The sequence below is a fragment of the Imperialibacter sp. EC-SDR9 genome, from assembly GCF_902498805.1.
GTDB lineage: Bacteria > Bacteroidota > Bacteroidia > Cytophagales > Cyclobacteriaceae > Imperialibacter.
In genome coordinates this window covers 213794-231263 of record NZ_LR701579.1, presented here as the reverse complement: position 1 = coordinate 231263, position 17470 = coordinate 213794, and the positions used below count along the sequence as shown (strand labels likewise).

Here is a 17470-nt window from a genome sequence, read left to right as displayed (position 1 = left end):
CCTATTTCAATGAATATCAGCCGAATTAGCAACACACACCAATACTAAATAGAAGACAAAACGTAATATTTAGGACACCAAAGATACTTCACAACGAAGCTAAGACTGACATCCATTCAATAGTTACTACCTATGAAAAACATGAATACCCTAAATGGCGAAAACACAGCAAATAACCAGCTAATTTTTTATTCTAGTCCATAAAAAAGTTATCCACCTAGAGTCATAAGTGAGAATCAAACTATAAATAACAATATAAAAAATAAGGCCCATTTGATAGCCCGCCAAGCAAAGGAACCCAGTCAGAATGGCTAAAGAATGCAATAAGACGTGAACACTACTCGTCCTTGTTAGCTTAAAGCCAAAAAAAATGTAAGGAAAAATAATCGCAATTCCTGTTAAGATTATCGGGTCATCTACTGGTGATGGCATGAATCTAATAAGAGATGGAACGAATCTAATAATCAGACTGCCAAAAAACACAACAAATGAACAAACGTACACTAATTTTTCAAACGTTTTCATCTAATATCTATTCAAATTAAAACAATAAATGTGATGAATTTATAGAGCCATTGCTGGCTCTATAAATGCTTTTTTAACTGGAAGACGACAATAACCAAGACTGGTCAATTGTTAACATTCAGTATAGGCTGCCGCTATACCTCCAGCTAGTAGCTGTGCAGCAGCATATTGGCCTTGGGGGCTTGCAAAGACCGCAATTGCCAAAGGGTTACCGAATGCCGCAGAAAATCCCATGCCAATTACGGTACCAACTGCAATAGCTGCACCAGCACAGCCCCAAAAACCACCACCCTCAATCACCTCCATTTTCTCTAAACTTAATTCTTTCATAGCTTTAAAGTTATAAGTTAATAAATATTATAATACCTAATTTAGAGTCATATCACTGAAAAAAACTTTCAGTGTTCCATAAAAATATAACTTCTATTATCTTCCGAATATATGATGCCTTTCTCCGACGTTTCCTTAATAGAACTGACAATATTGTAAACAGTACGCTCGCTGACCTGAAGTCTTTTCGCCAACTCACCTGGAGAGCCTGTCTTCTGCTTTTCAATCAATTCAAGAATTAGTTTTGTTCGTTCGTAATATTTTAGTCCAGACATGGTCGGATAGTTATGGTCGTTAAGTCAATGCGTTAATTTGTGTAAGGTATTGATAGCCTTTGGCGTAGTCGTTGTCCCTTTCAACAAGCTGTTCATGTGTAGCAGCATCCACGATTGTCCCATTTTTTAGGAGGTAAATCCTATCAGCTTGTTTAGCAAGGCCAATTCTATGGGTCACCATCAGCAGGCTAGTGGCGTGTGCTTTACAATACTTTTTCAATAGCTCAAGAACTTCCCTTTCTGTGTCAAAATCCATGGCTGAGGTGGACTCATCCAATACGATAAAGGCCGGTTGCTTGTAAAGCGCCCTGGCGATGGTCACTAATTGCTTTTGCCCGCCAGAGAGAGTGGCTCCTTCCTCCCCTGTACAGGTGAAATAACCCTGCGGGAGCCTCGCAAAAAACGGCTCCATGCCCGTTTCTTTCAAAAAATTAACACATTTATCCAATTCGTTGGGATCGTTGCTCAGGCATATATTATCAAGCACCGTCGAATTAAATATCTTTTCAAACTGCGACACGGTGGCTATCCTTTTTCGCCATTCAGGCAAGCCCCACTCCGCTAGCAACTTATCATTAAGCTTTATCGCACCCCTTTCCGCCACATAAAAGCCCTGAAGGATATCCACCAGTGTGCTTTTACCACTGCCCACCTGCCCAAACAAAGTCACCACTTCACCGGCAGCAATTAGAATACTCACATCGCTGAGCAGCGGGCTCCTTCCCGGGTAGCGAAAAGTTAAATCGTTGATCGTGAGAACGGTGTTAGCACTATTTTTAAGCGTATGCTCAGGCAGCTTTGAAGGTTCATCAAACTCGTTTTCAACAGATGATATTTCAAATAGCCTGCTGAAAGCCACTTTGGCCTCCTGTATTTGAATATTGGCTATCATGAGCCCAGCAAGCGAGGGGATTATGGAGCCGCCAATACTGATCAGGGCCATTAGCTCGCCGAGCATGAGCTTTTCCTGCAGCACAAACCAAATACCCAGGCCGAAAATTACTGTAATGTACATCCCCACCAGCATTTGGGTGAAAAAACCAAAGCGGTTACCTGTCATTGCCAGGTTATATCCTTTGGTTTGATAAGCATCGTAAACCGCATTGATCCTGTCAGCATAAACGCCCTCCCTGCCAAAAGATTTAATGGTGGCTATTCCGCTCAGTGCATCTATATATTGAGACTCATTCATAGAATGGGCAGCCATTACCTCCTTTTGCCCTTCCAGTATCTGTGGGTGAAACCGCCAGGCGATGAGAACAAAGAATACAATGCTCGAGAGCGACAACACCCCCACCTCCACAGAAAGAGTGAAAACATATACACACGAAATCAGCACAACCAGCGAGTTGATAAGAATATCGCCTGTTACCAACGCCACGGTGCTCCTTATCCTCATGGAGTCGTTCATGCGGGCGATCAAATCGCCAGTGCTGAACCCCTTGAAAAATGCCATAGGCAGCTGGACTATTTTATCGATAAAAGACTTGACAATACGCACGTTCAAATCCTTGCCCTGCCTCACCATAAAAACGCCCCTGATGTAGCCCAACACCGCCCTTGCTACCAGAAGAATGAAGAGCGCAATAAAGCCAATAAGAATTTTTTCGGTTTCCTTGTTGGGCAAAAAATCGTCGATCAGTTTTTGTGAAAAAATGGCGGTAGAGAGCCCCAGCACAGCCATCGCAATACCAACTACTGCCGCAACAGATAAGATGGAAATATCGTCCGCTATGAGTGTCTTGAACCACTGCCATTGGCTTCTACTTTCGATGCCGGAAGTCTTAAATTTCTCAGACGGCTTCAGGCTAAGCAGGGCCTTTGACTGCCAAATGGCCTCCAGTTCGTCCGCCGAGTAGCTGGTAATACCCCATGCTGGGTCGCCGATTACAAACTTCCCATTGCCAAAGCCGTAGCAAACCACAAAATGTTGCCGGTTACCGTCCACTACCACGTGAAGAATGACCGGATGATCCAATTTCTTCAAATTCTCCATGTCGGCTTCAAAGCCCTTGGCTTCAAACCCAACCTGAGCGGCGGCCTGATAAAGACCCAATAATGAAGTGCCGTTGAGCGTAGTGCCGCTGGTTTCTCTCAGTTTCTCCTGCGAAATGTAGCCATCATGGTATCTGGTGATGGCACTGAGGCAGGCCAGCCCGCAAGCATATTCGCCGAGTTGCTGAACATGAATTTTCTTAAGCTGTTGTTTGGTATACTTCATTGAAAAGTAGGTTGATTTTCTCTTTTTGATCCGACAACCTTTTGAATCAATGCCAGCATATTTTCTTCTTCCACTGGCTGACTCGCTGTTATATATTTTTTCATTGTTCGTAAAGAATCGATAAAGAATGCCTTGTTTGATAAAACTTCATCGATCTTTTTTCCAATAGAAATAGCGTTGGCAGTTCTTATATTTCCTTTTAGTGCAAGCCCATGAAAAACAGCCCTGGCAGCATTGCCCGGCTGATCCCACTTTTTGGTAAGTGGGTAAATCAGCATAGGCACTTCTTTATCTATGCATTCTCTGATTGAGTTCAAACCGCCGTGCGTAAGCATCAAATCGACGTATGGGAGGAGTTCCTTCTGAGGGACCGATTGAAACACTCGCACATTAGATGGGCCTTCTGATAACTGGCCAACATCGAACCCCTGACCCACGGAAAGAATAAACTCACGATCAGGGGTTGATTTTGCCAACTCTATAACATGATTAAAAAACTTCTTACAGGTCGGTAAACTATTGTAGGTAACTGTTCCTAAAGAACAGTAAATCAAGACACTGTTGGGTTTATCCACTTTAGTTAACTCCATCTTCTTGAGCAGGCTTAGCAGTCGATTGTCGGCTATATCCAACGGTGGAACGTCCCTGTTAGAACTACAATAAGCTATGTTTGAGAATCTGTCAGCAAATGGGAAATCAAGTGGTTGTGGCGCTGTTGTGATCATAGGAACTTCTTTGAAGCCAATACCAAAACAACGATGCTTGTCAACAGTTAGAGATGCTGTTGGGCAAAGTCTCTTCATTATGGCAAGATTTGTATTTCCTCTAGTGAGCACTTCTATCCATACAGTATCGAGCCATCTCTTTAATTGATTCAGCTTCCAAAAACCATTTACAGTATTCCTTGAGAAGGCAGAAGCAGTTGGCACATAGCCGAACTGAAACGGCGGCACAGCTACCTGCTTCAAGGGCGGAAACATAGTTTGGATAGTGATAACAGGTATGTTCATGCTTCGATAGAAAAAAGCTTTCGTAGAAAAATGATCATCCAAAAGCACTACATCCGGCTTAACTTCATCAATAACTCTTTGATAAGATGTGAAAACCCTTTTATAGTTACCTATTTCAATATTATACCTCGATTTAAATAAATTACTTGCAAAAAAACTAAAGTATCCTCTTTCTTTTATCTCTGATTCGACTGGCCTGAGCAAAAATGACGGGAGTAAATAAAAACCATACTGACTTCTATCCAGAGATTTTCCAATATCAGCTAACCCAATAAAAACTACTTTAAAACTATTTAAGTGGAATATTTTGGCAATAGATAGCATTGAATTTACGTGTCCAAATGCTGGAAATGGATCGAAAAGAACCGTGATAATCAAGAAGGTACAAGGTTATTGTTGGTGAATAGTCGACATCAATATATGAATCTTTCAATCATAAATCAAAAAAAAAAAACATCCAAAATGATATTTTTCTATTACAACATAGAGGTTTGGATGCAGATATCGCCAAAATTATATACTACAACAGTTGTATTAATTGCCTCGATGATCAAATTAGGAGCGCTAAACAATGCAAATCATCAGTCGAACGTGGTTCTCGCATTTAAGGAGAAGCAGCGAGTTATGAGACATGGGGTATTACTTATCAAAAACAAAAGCAACCTGGATCAGCAATCGTATACTAATGACGAACTGTGGCCGAAAACATGAAAGGAAACAAGACCAACCTTGCATTTTTAACATGCGATGTTAAAAATGCAAGGTTGGTCATGGGTGTCGATCCCGGCGAATGGACACAATATTTAGGCGGTAGTCACAAACAGCCCACTAATAAATCTCTTCATCCCCCAAAACTTTCAAAAGTATCTTTATTTCATCGGTGCGGTGGTAGTCGCCCAGCTTATCAAAAGAAACGATCAGGTTTCTCATGATACGCCTTATGATTTCGAGGTTAGCGCACGGCTGATAGTAAGATTCCTGAGGAACGAGGTGTAGATGCTCGATGTAATTGTTGATGTCTTCTTTGCTGAACACCAACCCTTTGTTGAATACATTGATGTAAAACTGAAGCTTCTCTGTTTTGTAGGTAAGTATAAACAGATTGGGGAGGTTCACGCCTTTCACAGGCATATCGAGTTTCTGCGCTATCAGCATGTAAACCACGCACAACGAGATCGGGTTGCCTTTTCTTGACTCAAGTACTGTATTGATCATTGAGTTGGCGGGTGAATGAAAATGCTTGGTATTGGCGCTGAACTTCAGTTTCCCGAAGATGGCGCTGTTCAACATCTTGACCTGATCAAATGGGCTCAAATCAGGGTTATGCTCAGTCCAAACGTCCACAAAAAGCTGTTCAAAGTCTCTTACCAGTTTGCTGAGTTCCAGATCGGGGTATTGGTAGGTCGCAATCAACCACAAGCCTTCCAGCAGGTTGTCTTCCCTCTCATCCATCCACGCCTTCAATCGCTCCTGCAAGAGATCGAACTGTAGCGTATGAATCATGTCCTCCAGCCTTCGCTGGACAGTTGGATTGAAGCTTTTTTCCCATTCTCCTTCCAAAAACGGAATAATGGTCGTGCCTAGCGACATTATTTTCCCCTCCACATGAGTGCTAACCTCTGTGTCATCGTCGTCAAGCAACGACACCAGCGCTTTTAGCTCTCCCTCGTTGATCACCTCTACACTCATTTATACTGAATAACTTTAGTTCTGTTAATGGAGAAATACCTCGTCAAAATGCCTCAAAAAAATAAGAATCAAAAGAGAGTTTCAAATTAATGCATGCCCCTTAACGCCTGTTATGTTTGAATAATCCCCACATTGAATGGCCTGGTAATGGGGGCGTGATTGGCCGCTTCAATCCCCATGGAAATAATTTTCCTGGTCTCGGACGGATCAATGATCCCATCCACCCATAGCTGAGAAGCCGCATAGTAAGGGCTTAACTTCTTATTGTAGCTGTCGGTAATCTCGTCCAGGAGCTCCTTCTCAGCCTCCGGTGTTATTTCCTTTCCCTGCCCTTTGAGGGTTGATACTTTGATTTGCAAGAGCGTTTTGGCCGCAGAGCTGCCACTCATTACGGCAATCTGGGCCGTTGGCCAGGCGTAAATCAACCTCGGGTCATAAGCCTTGCCACACATGGCATAATTACCAGCACCATATGAATTACCTAGAATGAAAGTAAACTTGGGCACTACCGAATTAGCCACGGCGTTGACCATCTTTGCACCGTCCTTTATGATGCCGCCATGCTCAGCCCGGCTCCCCACCATGAACCCGCTCACATCGTGAAGAAACACGAGCGGTATCTTCCTCTGGTTGCAGTTCATGATAAAACGGGCCGCTTTATCTGCCGAATCACTATAAATCACCCCACCCATTTGCATTTCTGAGGCTGCTCCAGAGCCCTTTTTTGCTTTCACTATCTTCCGTTGATTGGCTACTATCCCCACTGCCCATCCGTCCACTCTTCCATGTCCGCAAATGAGCGTCTTTCCGTATTCGGGTTTGTACTCATCAAATTCGGATCTGTCTACCATGCATTTGATCACTTCCAGCATATCATAGGGTTTGACCCTATCTACAGGAAAGAGGCCATACAGCTTTTCCTCATCAAGTGGTGACTCAGTCTTTATTCTATCAAAGCCCGCATGCTCCGGAGCCCCTATCTTGTCAAAAATCTTCCTTACTGCATCGAGACATGCTTCGTCATTTGGATACCTATTATCAGTGACTCCAGATATTTCACAGTGGGTGGAGGCACCCCCAAGTGTTTCGCTGTCTACATCCTCACCGACGGCTGCCTTTACCAAATAGCTGCCAGCAAGAAAAATGGAGCCTGTTCCGTCCACAATCAGCGCTTCATCGGACATGATAGGCAAATAAGCTCCGCCGGCCACACAGCTACCCATAATAGCCGCCACCTGCACAATTCCCATGCTCGACATCAGGGCGTTGTTGCGAAACTGCCGCCCAAAGTGCTCCTTGTCAGGGAATATTTCATCCTGCATCGGCAGAAAGACACCAGCACTGTCGACGAGGTAAACGATGGGGAGTTTGTTTTCAATAGCGATTTCCTGCGCCCTTAGATTCTTTTTGGCTGTGATGGGGAACCATGCACCTGCCTTTACAGTGGCATCGTTGGCCACTATGACGCACTGGCGTTTGCTTACATAGCCAATGCCGACGACAACGCCTCCGGACGGGCAACCGCCATGCTCTTCATACATGCCGTCGCCCACAAGAGCACCTACTTCAAGAAACTCCGATTCGGCATCGATCAGATGGTGTATCCTCTCCCTGGCGGTGAGCTTTCCTTTGGCATGTTGGGCGTCTATTTTTTTAGTGCCGCCACCTTTTTTTACTTCGGCAAGTTTCTGATTGAGTTCACTAACGAGGAGCCTTAGTGCATCTTCATTTTTGTTGAATTCCAGATTCATATAAGCTTTTGGGTTAATAGCTAATTCTGACGTGCCTCCATCGCATCGGCTCAGATGAAACCCAAATTACCTCAAAAGGATTAATTTTTGTCCCTCGCCAGGTCTTTTTCGATTTTCTTCCTGCTTTTGCCCAGCGGAGCAAAGAAATGTTTGGGATATGCATTGATATGAACAACCAGGCTGTCAAGATCCTCGATGGTTTTGTTCAGATTGGAATAGATTGAATCTTCTTTGAGCAGGCGGCCTACTGTGCCCTCTCCTTTATTGAACATGTCGAGTGTGGTATTCACATGTGAAAGAAGCTCTTGCGTCTCATCCAGGGTAGCCTGTAGCTCCAGCGCATTTACTTTTTCAATCGCTCCATTGGCGTTGACTAAAATTGGGTCAATCCGCTTAATGGTTTGGCTAAGCTGAGCAGCCAGTTCCTGAAACGAAATCATGACATTGTTGAGTTCTTCCTTATTCTCGCCAATAATACCATTCACCTGGTGGGCCATCACCTGAAGCTCACCAATAGTGCTGTTGATCTTTTCACCACTGCCCTGAAGCCCAAGAAGTATTTCATTAATTCTTCTTATTGTAATCCCAAGGTTGTCGGCAACCGGTGCGGCACTTTCTTTCAGAAAATCGGTAATGCCTTTGTCGATTTCGGAAATAAGGGTGTCACCGTCCTCTATTGGCATTCCTACATCGTCGATGCTAAGCTCTATGGCCTTGCTCCCGAGAAAGTCGACATTGTACAGCTTTGCCCGTGTAGAGTCAGTCAGAATAATATCCTCATCGATGGTCATTTCTACCAAAACCTGATTATCCCTGTCCTGCAGGATACGGATTTTGCTGATCCTTCCAACAGAGTAACCGTTGACTATGACCGAGTTAGCTACTTTTAAGCCATCAATGGTCTCGTAAAGTGCATAGTACTTGCTGGTGTTGGAAAAAAAGTCGGTTCCTTTCAAAAAATTGAAGCCGTAGTATAGCAGTGCTCCAGATACAATAGTAAATAAGCCTACTTTAAATTCTTTAGAAAATCTCACGTAGTCTGGTTTAGTTCATTGACTCAATCTCATTCTTGTAATCTCTGAATGCCCGAAAGATGCCAGAAGCTATATACGATTGTTGCAAGGGATCGTTGAGTTCTCTTTCTTCCTGCTCATTGCTAAGATACCCTGTTTCAACCAAAACACTAGGCATAGAAGTTTCCCACAGCACCCAAAAACCGGCCATTTTCACTCCCCGGCTCTTTTTACCTACCCTTGTTTTGAATTGATGCTCAATTTTTGACGCCAAATTAAGGCTATTTTGCTGGTAGGCGCTCTGGGTCAAACTAAAAAGTATATAAGACTCGGGAGAATTGGGGTCAAAGCCCTCGTATACTTCGGAGTTTTCTTCCTGAAGTATAACAGCATTTTCTCTTTTGGCTACGTCAAAGTTAGCATCGCTTTTGTGAAGCCCCATTACATAGGTTTCGGTTCCCTCAACAGCAGGATTTGAAACCCAGTTACAATGTATCGAAATAAAAAGATCAGCGTTGTTTCGATTAGCAAAAAGCGCCCTGTCATGCAACGATGGGAAAGAATCATCATTTCTGGAGTAGAGGACTTCTACATCAGGAAGATATTTCTTGATTGTCTGCCCCAATTCCAGAGCAATCTTTAGTGCTATATCCTTCTCTTTGGATATCTTTCCGTGTGTTCCAGGATCCTTGCCGCCATGTCCGGCATCAATCACGACCTTCCTTACCCGATAGTCGTGAACCCCAATAGGGGAATAGGATGCAGCAACCAGAAGCAGTGAAAATGAAAGTAATAAGACAATATTTTTCACAACATTTCGGTTGTTAACCTTAAACGAAATAATTTTACGCAAAATTGAAAATTTTTATCAGAAACTGAAATCTGGTCGTTCATTTCAAATAACCATTTCTTAATTGTCCCAATTTTAAATGCTCTCAATAAAAAATGCCTTACTACTTGCTATCGGCATCGTTATATCCACATGGGGGCATGGGCAAAATTTAGGCCAGAAATCTGGACAAGATAGTGTTGCCATCGAAGAGAAACTCCCCATTTTGAAAGGAGATACGCTGGTGCCAAAACCAGAGCAAAGGTTTTTAGGCAGCGATACGCTGAGCTTGCCAGGGAGTGATTTCTTTCAAAATCTAGCTATCGATTCACTGGTTAACAAGCAGATAGGAGCAGATACATTGAAGACTGACTCGGCCAAAGTAGCAAAAGAAATTCCCAAAAGCGACATCGAAACTGCTATTAAATACGAGGCGGCAGATTCGATTTTTTTGGACGTAAACACCCAAAGAGTGATGCTCTACGGTGAAGGGAAAATTAACTATGGCAAAATCGAGCTTCAGGGAAACAGGATAGACATTGACTGGCCTACGAATACCATTAAAGCCAACTATACCACAGATTCATTGGGGAAAAAAGTCGGTGTACCGGTGTTCACCGAGGGTGATGAGAGCTACAATGCTCAGGACATGACCTACAACTTCAAAACCAGGAAGGCACTCGTGAACGGAATTGTCACTCAACAAGGTGATGCCTACATGCATGGTGAAAAAGTGAAAATGAATGCCAGTAGCGAGCTTTTTATCAGGAATGCCAAATACACCACCTGTAACCTGGAAGATCCTCATTTTCACATTGCTGCCAGTAAGCTGAAAGTGATCCCGGGCAATAAGGTGGTTTCAGGACCTTTCAACCTTCATTTCAGATCCATTCCTACTCCATTGGGCTTTGCGTTTGGTATGTTTCCGCAGCCGAAAAAGAAAGTATCGGGTGTGCTGGTACCCAAATATGGAGAAGAACGGCGGAGGGGCTTCTTTTTGAAAGACGGGGGCTACTACTTCGCCATCAACGACTATATGGATCTGGCGCTGACCGCTCAGGTTTTCTCCAAAGGAAGCTACGGTGCAACCTCTGATTTCCGATACAAAAAGCGCTATGCATTCAACGGCAATATGAACCTGTCGTTCAACAGGAATAAGGGAGAAAAGGAAGAAGACAGCCTGTCGACCAAAGACTACTGGATCAGGTGGAGCCACACTCCAGAAACAAAAGGTACTTTCCGGATTTCGTCGTCAGTGAACGCTGGTAGCTCCACCTATAGCCAAAATAACTACCAGAGTGTGCAGTTCAATACCAATGCGCAGTTCAACTCCAGTGTGAGTATGAGCAAAACGTTCACAGGCACACCGTTCAATGCCTCGCTCAACTTCAGGCAGAGCCAGAACGTGCAAACCAAATCGATGACCATTTCGGCGCCAGAGTTTACGCTGAACACCAACCGGTTTTTTCCGCTGGCCTGGATTACCTCCGGAAATGGCTCTGTGCTGGACAAATTGAGTGTCTCTCACAATTTTAGCCTTAAAAACGAGTTCAACAATACCAATCCAAACTACAATCCCAGTATTGAAGGATCGGAACAGTACCTGCCTGTCAACTCCGACAATCTTCCGGGCATGCTTCGTAACTCCAAAAATGGCGGACGGCATTCGGTACCTATTTCCACCACTTTTAATGTTTTCAAATTTATCAGTGTTAGCCCCAGCTTTAATTACACAGAATGGTGGTACCTGAAAGAGCTCAACAGGCGATGGGACGACGAGCAAAAAGAAGTGGTTACCGATACGGTTCGTGGCTTTAGCCGGGCCGGATCTTATAGTTTCGGCACAGGTTTTTCAACCAGGCTCTACGGCATGGTGTTCGTAAAAGGAGAAAAAGTGGAAGCCATTCGGCATGTAATTACTCCTACCATCTCCCTGTCCTACTCGCCTGACTTTTCAGAAGAAAAGTATGGCATCTATCAAAACGTTCAAAATGACTCGCTGGGGCACACAAAGCTGTATTCGAAATACGAAGGGTTTGTGTTTAATGGGCCGGGCCTGGGGAAATCGGGCAGTATTGGCTTTTCGCTTAACAACAACTTTGAGATGAAAGTGAGGGACAGAAAGGACAGCACCCAGGAATTCAAAAAAGTGAAGCTGCTCGACAACCTTTCCATTAGCTCGGGCTATAACTTGCTGGCAGACTCCTTTAACCTAAGCACAATAGGCTTCACAACGAGAACTCTGCTGTTCAACAAGCTGGATATCAACTATAGAATGACGCTTGATCCGTATTTGTATGTGCTCGACAGTTCAACAACAAGCTCGTCTGGAGCCAGAACAGTTTATCAAACCAAAGTAGACGAATTCACCTGGAACCACGGCCAGGGATTAGGAAACTTGAGTAATGCAAGTATTGCGCTTAGCACCAGCCTTAACCCAAAGGCACAAAAAGAGCAGAATAAGGACAAAGAAAGTGAGTTTGGAACGGAGGAGGAAAAAGACTACATCCGAACTCACCCTGATCAATATGTGGATTTTAATATCCCCTGGGATTTGCGCCTGAGTTACAATGTGGACTTTAGAAAAACAGGCTTTGCTGACCCAGTAGTTACACAGTCGTTCACAATGAATGGCAACACCTCCATCACCGAAAACACCAAGATCACCTTCAGCTCAGGCTACGACTTCAAAAACAAAGAAATAACGCAAACGAGGTTGGGAATCATAAGGGACATCCATTGCTGGGAGCTTTCCGCCGACTGGACACCCTTTGGCCGATTCACATCCTACTCTGTAACTTTGAGAGCCAAGTCGTCACTTCTGCAAGATTTGAAACTCAGCAAACAGAGGAGCTTCTTCGATTCATTTTAAAGAGCCGTTGTCCAGATGCGTCTAGGGTTTAAACAACGGATCGGCAATCTCCATGAAGTTCATAGCCAACAGCCCCAAAACGCCGATCACCAGGAGGTAGTAAATAGTAGGGATGATGGTCTTCCGCAAAATGAGACCTTCCTGCCCTAAAAACCCCACAGTAGCTGACGCCGCCACAATATTGTGAATAGCTATCATGTTTCCTGCAGCTGCCCCTACCGCCTGCAATGCCACCATAAGCGTGCCGGGCATCAACAATCTCTCAGCCACTCCAAACTGGAAAAAACTGAACATTAGGTTACTGACTGTATTACTGCCGGCAATGAAGGCTCCCAGCGCACCAATGGAAGGGGCAAATAGCGGGTAAATACTTCCGACATTGGAGGCCACCCACTCGGCCATAACAATAGGCATTCCGGGGATGTTTTCGGGGTTAACCCCTGAATTGATATAAATTCTCACCATAGGCACGGTGAAAATCAACACGAAGCCTGCGCCCAAAATCATTTTACTGCTGTCGGAAAATGCCTGCCTGACTTTCCTCATCTCCATTTTGTGCAACAAAACTGTTAAAAATCCAGCTAAAAGAAGAATGGTGCCCGGCAAGTAAAAGGGCGTGCTGCTGGCTGAGATATCAGTCCCCAGAATTTGGTTGTAGCTCACGGCGATGCTCGTAAGCATGCCTTTAAAAGGAAGCTGCGGAAGGCGGCTGAGTACCAGAAGCGCTGCCACCAACAGATAGGGAGCCCAGGCAACAGCCAGCGAAAATGGAGCTTTTTCCAGTTTGTTGTCTGGCTGCACTTCGAGGCTTCCCAGCCATAGTTTTGGCCAGTTTTCCCGAGGAGGGAAGTCCCAGCTAGTCTTCGGTAACAGAAATCCTTTTCTGGCAGCTGCCACCACTATAACCAAGCCAACGAGGGATCCAAAGAGGGAGGGAAACTCTGGTCCCAGTGCAAACCCTGTGATCACGTAAGGAATAGTGAATGCCAGGCCTCCAAGGATAGCGAATGGAATCATCGCAAAGCCCTCACGCCAGCTTTTGTTCGTTCCAAAAAAGCGGGTCATCATGCAAATCATAAATAGTGGCATTAAAACCCCGGCAATGGCGTGCAACACCACCACTTGACTGGTCACTATGTGCAGGTAATCGAGGAAACTAATATTAGCGGCGGACAGCTGGCTTTCAAAGTCAACCCCCTGCAGGCCTCCTCGTAACCCTACCAGCACTGGTGTGCCCACAGCACCAAAGGTAACTGCCGTGCTTTGCACCATCATGCCGAGCATGACAGCCGCCATGGATGGAAAACCCATGGCCACCAGTAGCGGCGCCACAATGGCGGCAGGCGTGCCAAAGCCGGCAGCACCTTCAATAAAAGATCCAAACAGCCAAACGATGATCACTACCTGCACCCGCCTGTCGGTGCTGATGTCAGAAAAGCCACGCCGGATGACTGTGATAGCTCCAGAGTAGTTCAATAATGTGAGCATCAGGATGGCACCAAAGATGATATATAAGATATCGAAGGTGATGAACAGTCCTTGAATAGTAGACGCCAGAATATTAGCCAGTGGAAAGTCCCAGGCTGTAAAAGCGACGATTGCTGTAAGTAGAAAGCCGATGGGCATCGAAATTCGGGCGGAAAGCCGGAAGCCCGCCAACATAATAGCGACAACCAGAATAGGGAAAAGCGCAAGAAATGAAAGTAGTGACAAAGACATAGGTATGGTGTTTATAACGTCGCCCCAATGGGCTTACAGAACAGGCACAAGCGTGCTTTGAATACTCATTTCAAGTGCCTGATTTGAAGATAGATCAATTCAAAATGTTTAACCAGCCGCTCACAACAATTGGTAGACATCAAGGGTAAGAAAGTCTTTAAAGTCCTCCTCTCTCACCAGTTTGTCGAACAAGTCGGCTGCCATCTTCAGCTTGCCCGTAGCCACTCGTTCTTCGCCCAAAAGCAGTGCCGCACTGGCTTTTTCCTCTTCAAAAAGTGTTTGATATAGCTCAATATCGACAGCCCTGCCATCGTCAAGTGATACTCCATCGCTATGCAGCCACTGCCATACCTGAGCCCTCGATATTTCTGCTGTAGCAGCGTCTTCCATCAGATTGTACAGAGCAGCGGCACCAGTACCCTGAAGCCATGACTCGATATAAAGGATTCCCACGTTGATGTTTAAGCGCAAGCCATTTTCAGTGATCTTTCCGCCTTCAATATTCAGGTTCAAAAGATCGTCCCTTCCCACCTTTACGTCGTCTCTCATGACATTTTTCTGATGTGGCTTGGTTTTTAAAACCGCATCAAACTCCTCCATGGCCGCAGGCACCAGAAATGGGTGGGCCACCCAGGTACCATCGTAGCCCTGGCTGGCTTCATTCTTCTTGTCCTGATGTACTTTTTGGAAAGCAAGGTTGTTTGCTGCCTCATCCTTTGACGGAATAAAAGCAGACATGCCTCCAATGGCATGGGCACCCCGTTTGTGACAGGTCTTCACCAAAAGCTCAGCGTAGGATTTCATGAAATGGACACCCATGGTGATCTGAGCACGGTCGGGTAAAATAAATGCTTTATGATGCCTCAATTTTTTTATGGTACTAAAAATATAGTCCCATCTGCCTGCATTCATGCCAGCAATATGATCTTTCAGTTCAAATAGGATTTCCTCCATCTCGAAGCTGGCCAAAATAGTTTCGACCAACACAGTGGCCTTTATCGTTGCCTGGGGAATACCGAGCAATTGCTGGGCCTTAACAAAAACATCGTTCCATAAACGTGCCTCAAGATGACTTTCCAGCTTAGGAAGGTAATAATAGGGCCCAGACCCCTTTTCGATAAGGGAGTGAGCATTGTGAAAAAAGTAAAGCCCAAAGTCGAACAGTGACGCCGACAAAGGCTCTCCGTCTACTTCAACATGCTTCTCGGTCAGATGCCAGCCCCTGGGCCTGACTACGAGTGTAGCAATCTCTTCTTCCAGTGCATAAAGTTTACCATTGGGCGCTGTAAAGTCTATTTCCCTCAAGATGGCATCTTTTAGATTGACCTGACCTTCGATGCAATTTTCCCACGTGGGCGAGTTAGCATCTTCGAAGTCAGCCATAAACACCTTCGCACCCGAGTTGAGGGCATTGATCACCATTTTCCGATCGACGGGGCCCGTAATTTCAGTTCGTCTGTCCTGTAGGTCGGCTGGAATGGGTGCTACCTGCCAGTTTCCGTCACGGATTTTTTTGGTACTCCCGAGAAAATCGGGCAGCTCGCCAGCATCAATGGCCTTTTGCCTTACTTCTCTGGCCTGCAAAAGCTGCTTTCTCTTTTTATTAAAGCTTCGATGCAACGACGCTACAAATTCGATGGCCTCGGGGGTCAGAACGGATTCATATCCATTCGACATTGCTCCGTTTATCTTTACTCCTGGTATATCTATTTTTGATGTTTTCATTTTCCGCTTTACTTAACTTTCTAATCCTTATTTAAGGCCACCAAAGCACAGGTATTTGATCTCCATAAAGTAGTCCATGCCGTATTTGGATCCTTCTCTGCCAATACCCGATTGTTTCACTCCGCCGAAAGGTGCCACTTCGGTGGATATCATGCCTTCGTTAATGCCCACCATACCCGTTTCCAAGGCTTCAGCTACCCGCCAGCATCTGCCAACATCCCGGCTGTAGAAATATGATGCAAGACCAAAATCGGTATCATTGGCGATCCGGATCGCTTCTTCCTCAGTTTTGAACCTGAATACAGGAGCTACCGGGCCAAACACCTCCTCCCGGGAAATGATCATCTCCTGGGTAGCATCGGCAAGGACGGTGGGTTCAAAATACAAGCCCTCCATTGCCTTGCCTCCTACTACAACTTTACCTCCTTTGGCCAGGGCGTCGTCCATGTGATTTTTTACCTTAGCCAACCCTTTTTCGTTGATGAGTGGCCCAATCTCAGCTCCTTCCTCCAGGCCATTGCCTACCTTCAGCGCTGCCACAGCCTTTGAAAATTTCTCTACAAACTCATCGTAAACGCCGTCCTGCACCATGAGCCGGTTTACACAAACACAGGTTTGGCCGCTGTTGCGAAACTTGGACGCCATAGCCCCTTTCACTGCTTCATCAATGTCGGCATCATCAAAAACAATAAAAGCCGCATTGCCACCAAGCTCCAGCGACAGCTTTTTAAGGGTCGAAGCGCTTTGGCTCATGAGCACCCTGCCTACGGCAGTGGAGCCAGTAAATGACAGCTTTCGCACTTTTTTGTTTTCACAAAGCTCCTTCCCTACCTCGCTGTTGTCCGATGTGGTAACCGTATTGTATACGCCCGGAGGAAAGCCTGCCAGTTCGGCGAGGTGAGAAATGGCCAGGGCGGTAAGCGGAGTCTCCGTTGGCGGTTTCACTACTACCGGGCTGCCCGCCGCCAGGGCAGGACCAACTTTTCTCGTGATCATAGCCAGCGGAAAATTCCATGGAGTGATGGCAGCTGCTACACCGATCGATTGCTTGATGACGACAATTCTCCTGTCGTTGCTATTGGCAGGGATCACATCACCATAAGTGCGCTTAGCCTCTTCTGCAAACCACTCAACAAAACCGGCTCCGTAAGTCACCTCGCCGAGGCTCTCGTTCAATACTTTCCCACATTCGAGAGTCATTAGTTTGGCTAGCTCATCCCTGTTTTCCAAAATGAGATTAAACCATTTGCGTAACAGCGCTGACCGCTCTTTAGCTGTGAGATCCCGATAAGCGGGCCATGCTGAATTGGCTGCTTCAATAGCCTTGCGTGTGTCCTCACGCCCCATGTCTGTCACGGCAGCCAGCACCTCGCCTGTTGCCGGGTTGATCACGTCAAAAGTCTTTCGGCTGGCAGCACGCACCCATTGGCCATTTACGTAGGATTCTGTTCTTATTAGTTTGCTAGTGTCCACTTTTTTGTCTGTTTAAATTAATTCAACGCCGGGCATGC

At 45.3% G+C, this 17470-nt stretch carries 12 protein-coding genes; 1 reads left to right on the top strand and 11 read right to left on the bottom strand.

Annotated features, from left to right (window positions below; genetic code table 11):
- Positions 1 to 636: 636 nt before the first annotated feature.
- From GC130_RS09325 to GC130_RS09290, 8 genes are all read right to left on the bottom strand, one after another.
- Positions 637 to 855, bottom strand: coding sequence for a hypothetical protein (locus tag GC130_RS09325; RefSeq protein WP_151998014.1), 219 nt, complete (start codon positions 853 to 855; stop codon positions 637 to 639).
- A gap of 68 nt (positions 856 to 923) precedes the next feature.
- On the bottom strand, positions 924 to 1130 hold the full coding sequence (locus tag GC130_RS09320; RefSeq protein ID WP_151998013.1) for an HTH domain-containing protein: 207 nt from the start codon (positions 1128 to 1130) through the stop codon (positions 924 to 926).
- Positions 1131 to 1149: 19 nt separating this feature from the next.
- Positions 1150 to 3351 carry a peptidase domain-containing ABC transporter gene (locus tag GC130_RS09315; protein WP_151998012.1) on the bottom strand — a complete coding sequence of 734 codons (2202 nt, stop codon included), beginning with the start codon at positions 3349 to 3351 and terminating at the stop codon, positions 1150 to 1152.
- The gene (locus GC130_RS09310) at positions 3348 to 4739 is read right to left on the bottom strand and encodes a glycosyltransferase (RefSeq protein ID WP_151998011.1); all 1392 of its coding nucleotides are present in this window, start codon (positions 4737 to 4739) and stop codon (positions 3348 to 3350) included. The genes GC130_RS09315 and GC130_RS09310 overlap by 4 nt, the downstream gene beginning before the upstream one ends.
- A gap of 450 nt (positions 4740 to 5189) precedes the next feature.
- A complete protein-coding gene (locus GC130_RS09305; protein ID WP_226940419.1) occupies positions 5190 to 6050 on the bottom strand; it encodes a transglutaminase-like domain-containing protein in 861 nt (286 codons plus the stop codon).
- 110 nt (positions 6051 to 6160) lie between these two features.
- Positions 6161 to 7801 carry an acyl-CoA carboxylase subunit beta gene (locus GC130_RS09300; RefSeq protein ID WP_151998010.1) on the bottom strand — a complete coding sequence of 547 codons (1641 nt, stop codon included), beginning with the start codon at positions 7799 to 7801 and terminating at the stop codon, positions 6161 to 6163.
- Between the two features lie 80 nt (positions 7802 to 7881).
- On the bottom strand, positions 7882 to 8835 hold the full coding sequence (locus GC130_RS09295) for an MlaD family protein (protein WP_151998009.1): 954 nt from the start codon (positions 8833 to 8835) through the stop codon (positions 7882 to 7884).
- A 10-nt stretch (positions 8836 to 8845) separates the two neighbouring features.
- Positions 8846 to 9625, bottom strand: coding sequence for an N-acetylmuramoyl-L-alanine amidase (locus GC130_RS09290; RefSeq protein WP_151998008.1), 780 nt, complete (start codon positions 9623 to 9625; stop codon positions 8846 to 8848).
- 118 nt (positions 9626 to 9743) lie between these two features.
- On the opposite strand from GC130_RS09290, the gene GC130_RS09285 reads away from it, so the two are divergent.
- The gene (locus tag GC130_RS09285) at positions 9744 to 12515 is read left to right on the top strand and encodes a putative LPS assembly protein LptD (RefSeq protein WP_151998007.1); all 2772 of its coding nucleotides are present in this window, start codon (positions 9744 to 9746) and stop codon (positions 12513 to 12515) included.
- Positions 12516 to 12536: 21 nt separating this feature from the next.
- Here the strand turns inward: GC130_RS09285 and GC130_RS09280 are convergent, their stop codons facing one another.
- From GC130_RS09280 to GC130_RS09270, 3 genes are all read right to left on the bottom strand, one after another.
- A complete protein-coding gene (locus GC130_RS09280; protein ID WP_151998006.1) occupies positions 12537 to 14234 on the bottom strand; it encodes an L-lactate permease in 1698 nt (565 codons plus the stop codon).
- A 120-nt stretch (positions 14235 to 14354) separates the two neighbouring features.
- Entirely contained in the window at positions 14355 to 15959 is a 1605-nt protein-coding gene (gene aceB, locus GC130_RS09275; RefSeq protein WP_151998005.1) for a malate synthase A, read from the bottom strand.
- A gap of 27 nt (positions 15960 to 15986) precedes the next feature.
- A complete protein-coding gene (locus GC130_RS09270; RefSeq protein ID WP_151998004.1) occupies positions 15987 to 17432 on the bottom strand; it encodes an NAD-dependent succinate-semialdehyde dehydrogenase in 1446 nt (481 codons plus the stop codon).
- Positions 17433 to 17470 lie beyond the last annotated feature (38 nt).

What these genes read in the sequence shown, in the direction of transcription:
- GC130_RS09325 (WP_151998014.1), bottom strand. Translation starts at nt 855, where the DNA reads ATGAAAGAATTAAGTTTAGAGAAAATGGAGGTGATTGAGGGTGGTGGT.
- GC130_RS09320 (WP_151998013.1), bottom strand. Translation starts at nt 1,130, where the DNA reads ATGTCTGGACTAAAATATTACGAACGAACAAAACTAATTCTTGAATTG.
- GC130_RS09315 (WP_151998012.1), bottom strand. Translation starts at nt 3,351, where the DNA reads ATGAAGTATACCAAACAACAGCTTAAGAAAATTCATGTTCAGCAACTC.
- GC130_RS09305 (WP_226940419.1), bottom strand. Translation starts at nt 6,050, where the DNA reads ATGAGTGTAGAGGTGATCAACGAGGGAGAGCTAAAAGCGCTGGTGTCG.
- GC130_RS09300 (WP_151998010.1), bottom strand. Translation starts at nt 7,801, where the DNA reads ATGAATCTGGAATTCAACAAAAATGAAGATGCACTAAGGCTCCTCGTT.
- GC130_RS09285 (WP_151998007.1), top strand. Translation starts at nt 9,744, where the DNA reads ATGCTCTCAATAAAAAATGCCTTACTACTTGCTATCGGCATCGTTATA.
- GC130_RS09280 (WP_151998006.1), bottom strand. Translation starts at nt 14,234, where the DNA reads ATGTCTTTGTCACTACTTTCATTTCTTGCGCTTTTCCCTATTCTGGTT.
- aceB (WP_151998005.1), bottom strand. Translation starts at nt 15,959, where the DNA reads ATGAAAACATCAAAAATAGATATACCAGGAGTAAAGATAAACGGAGCA.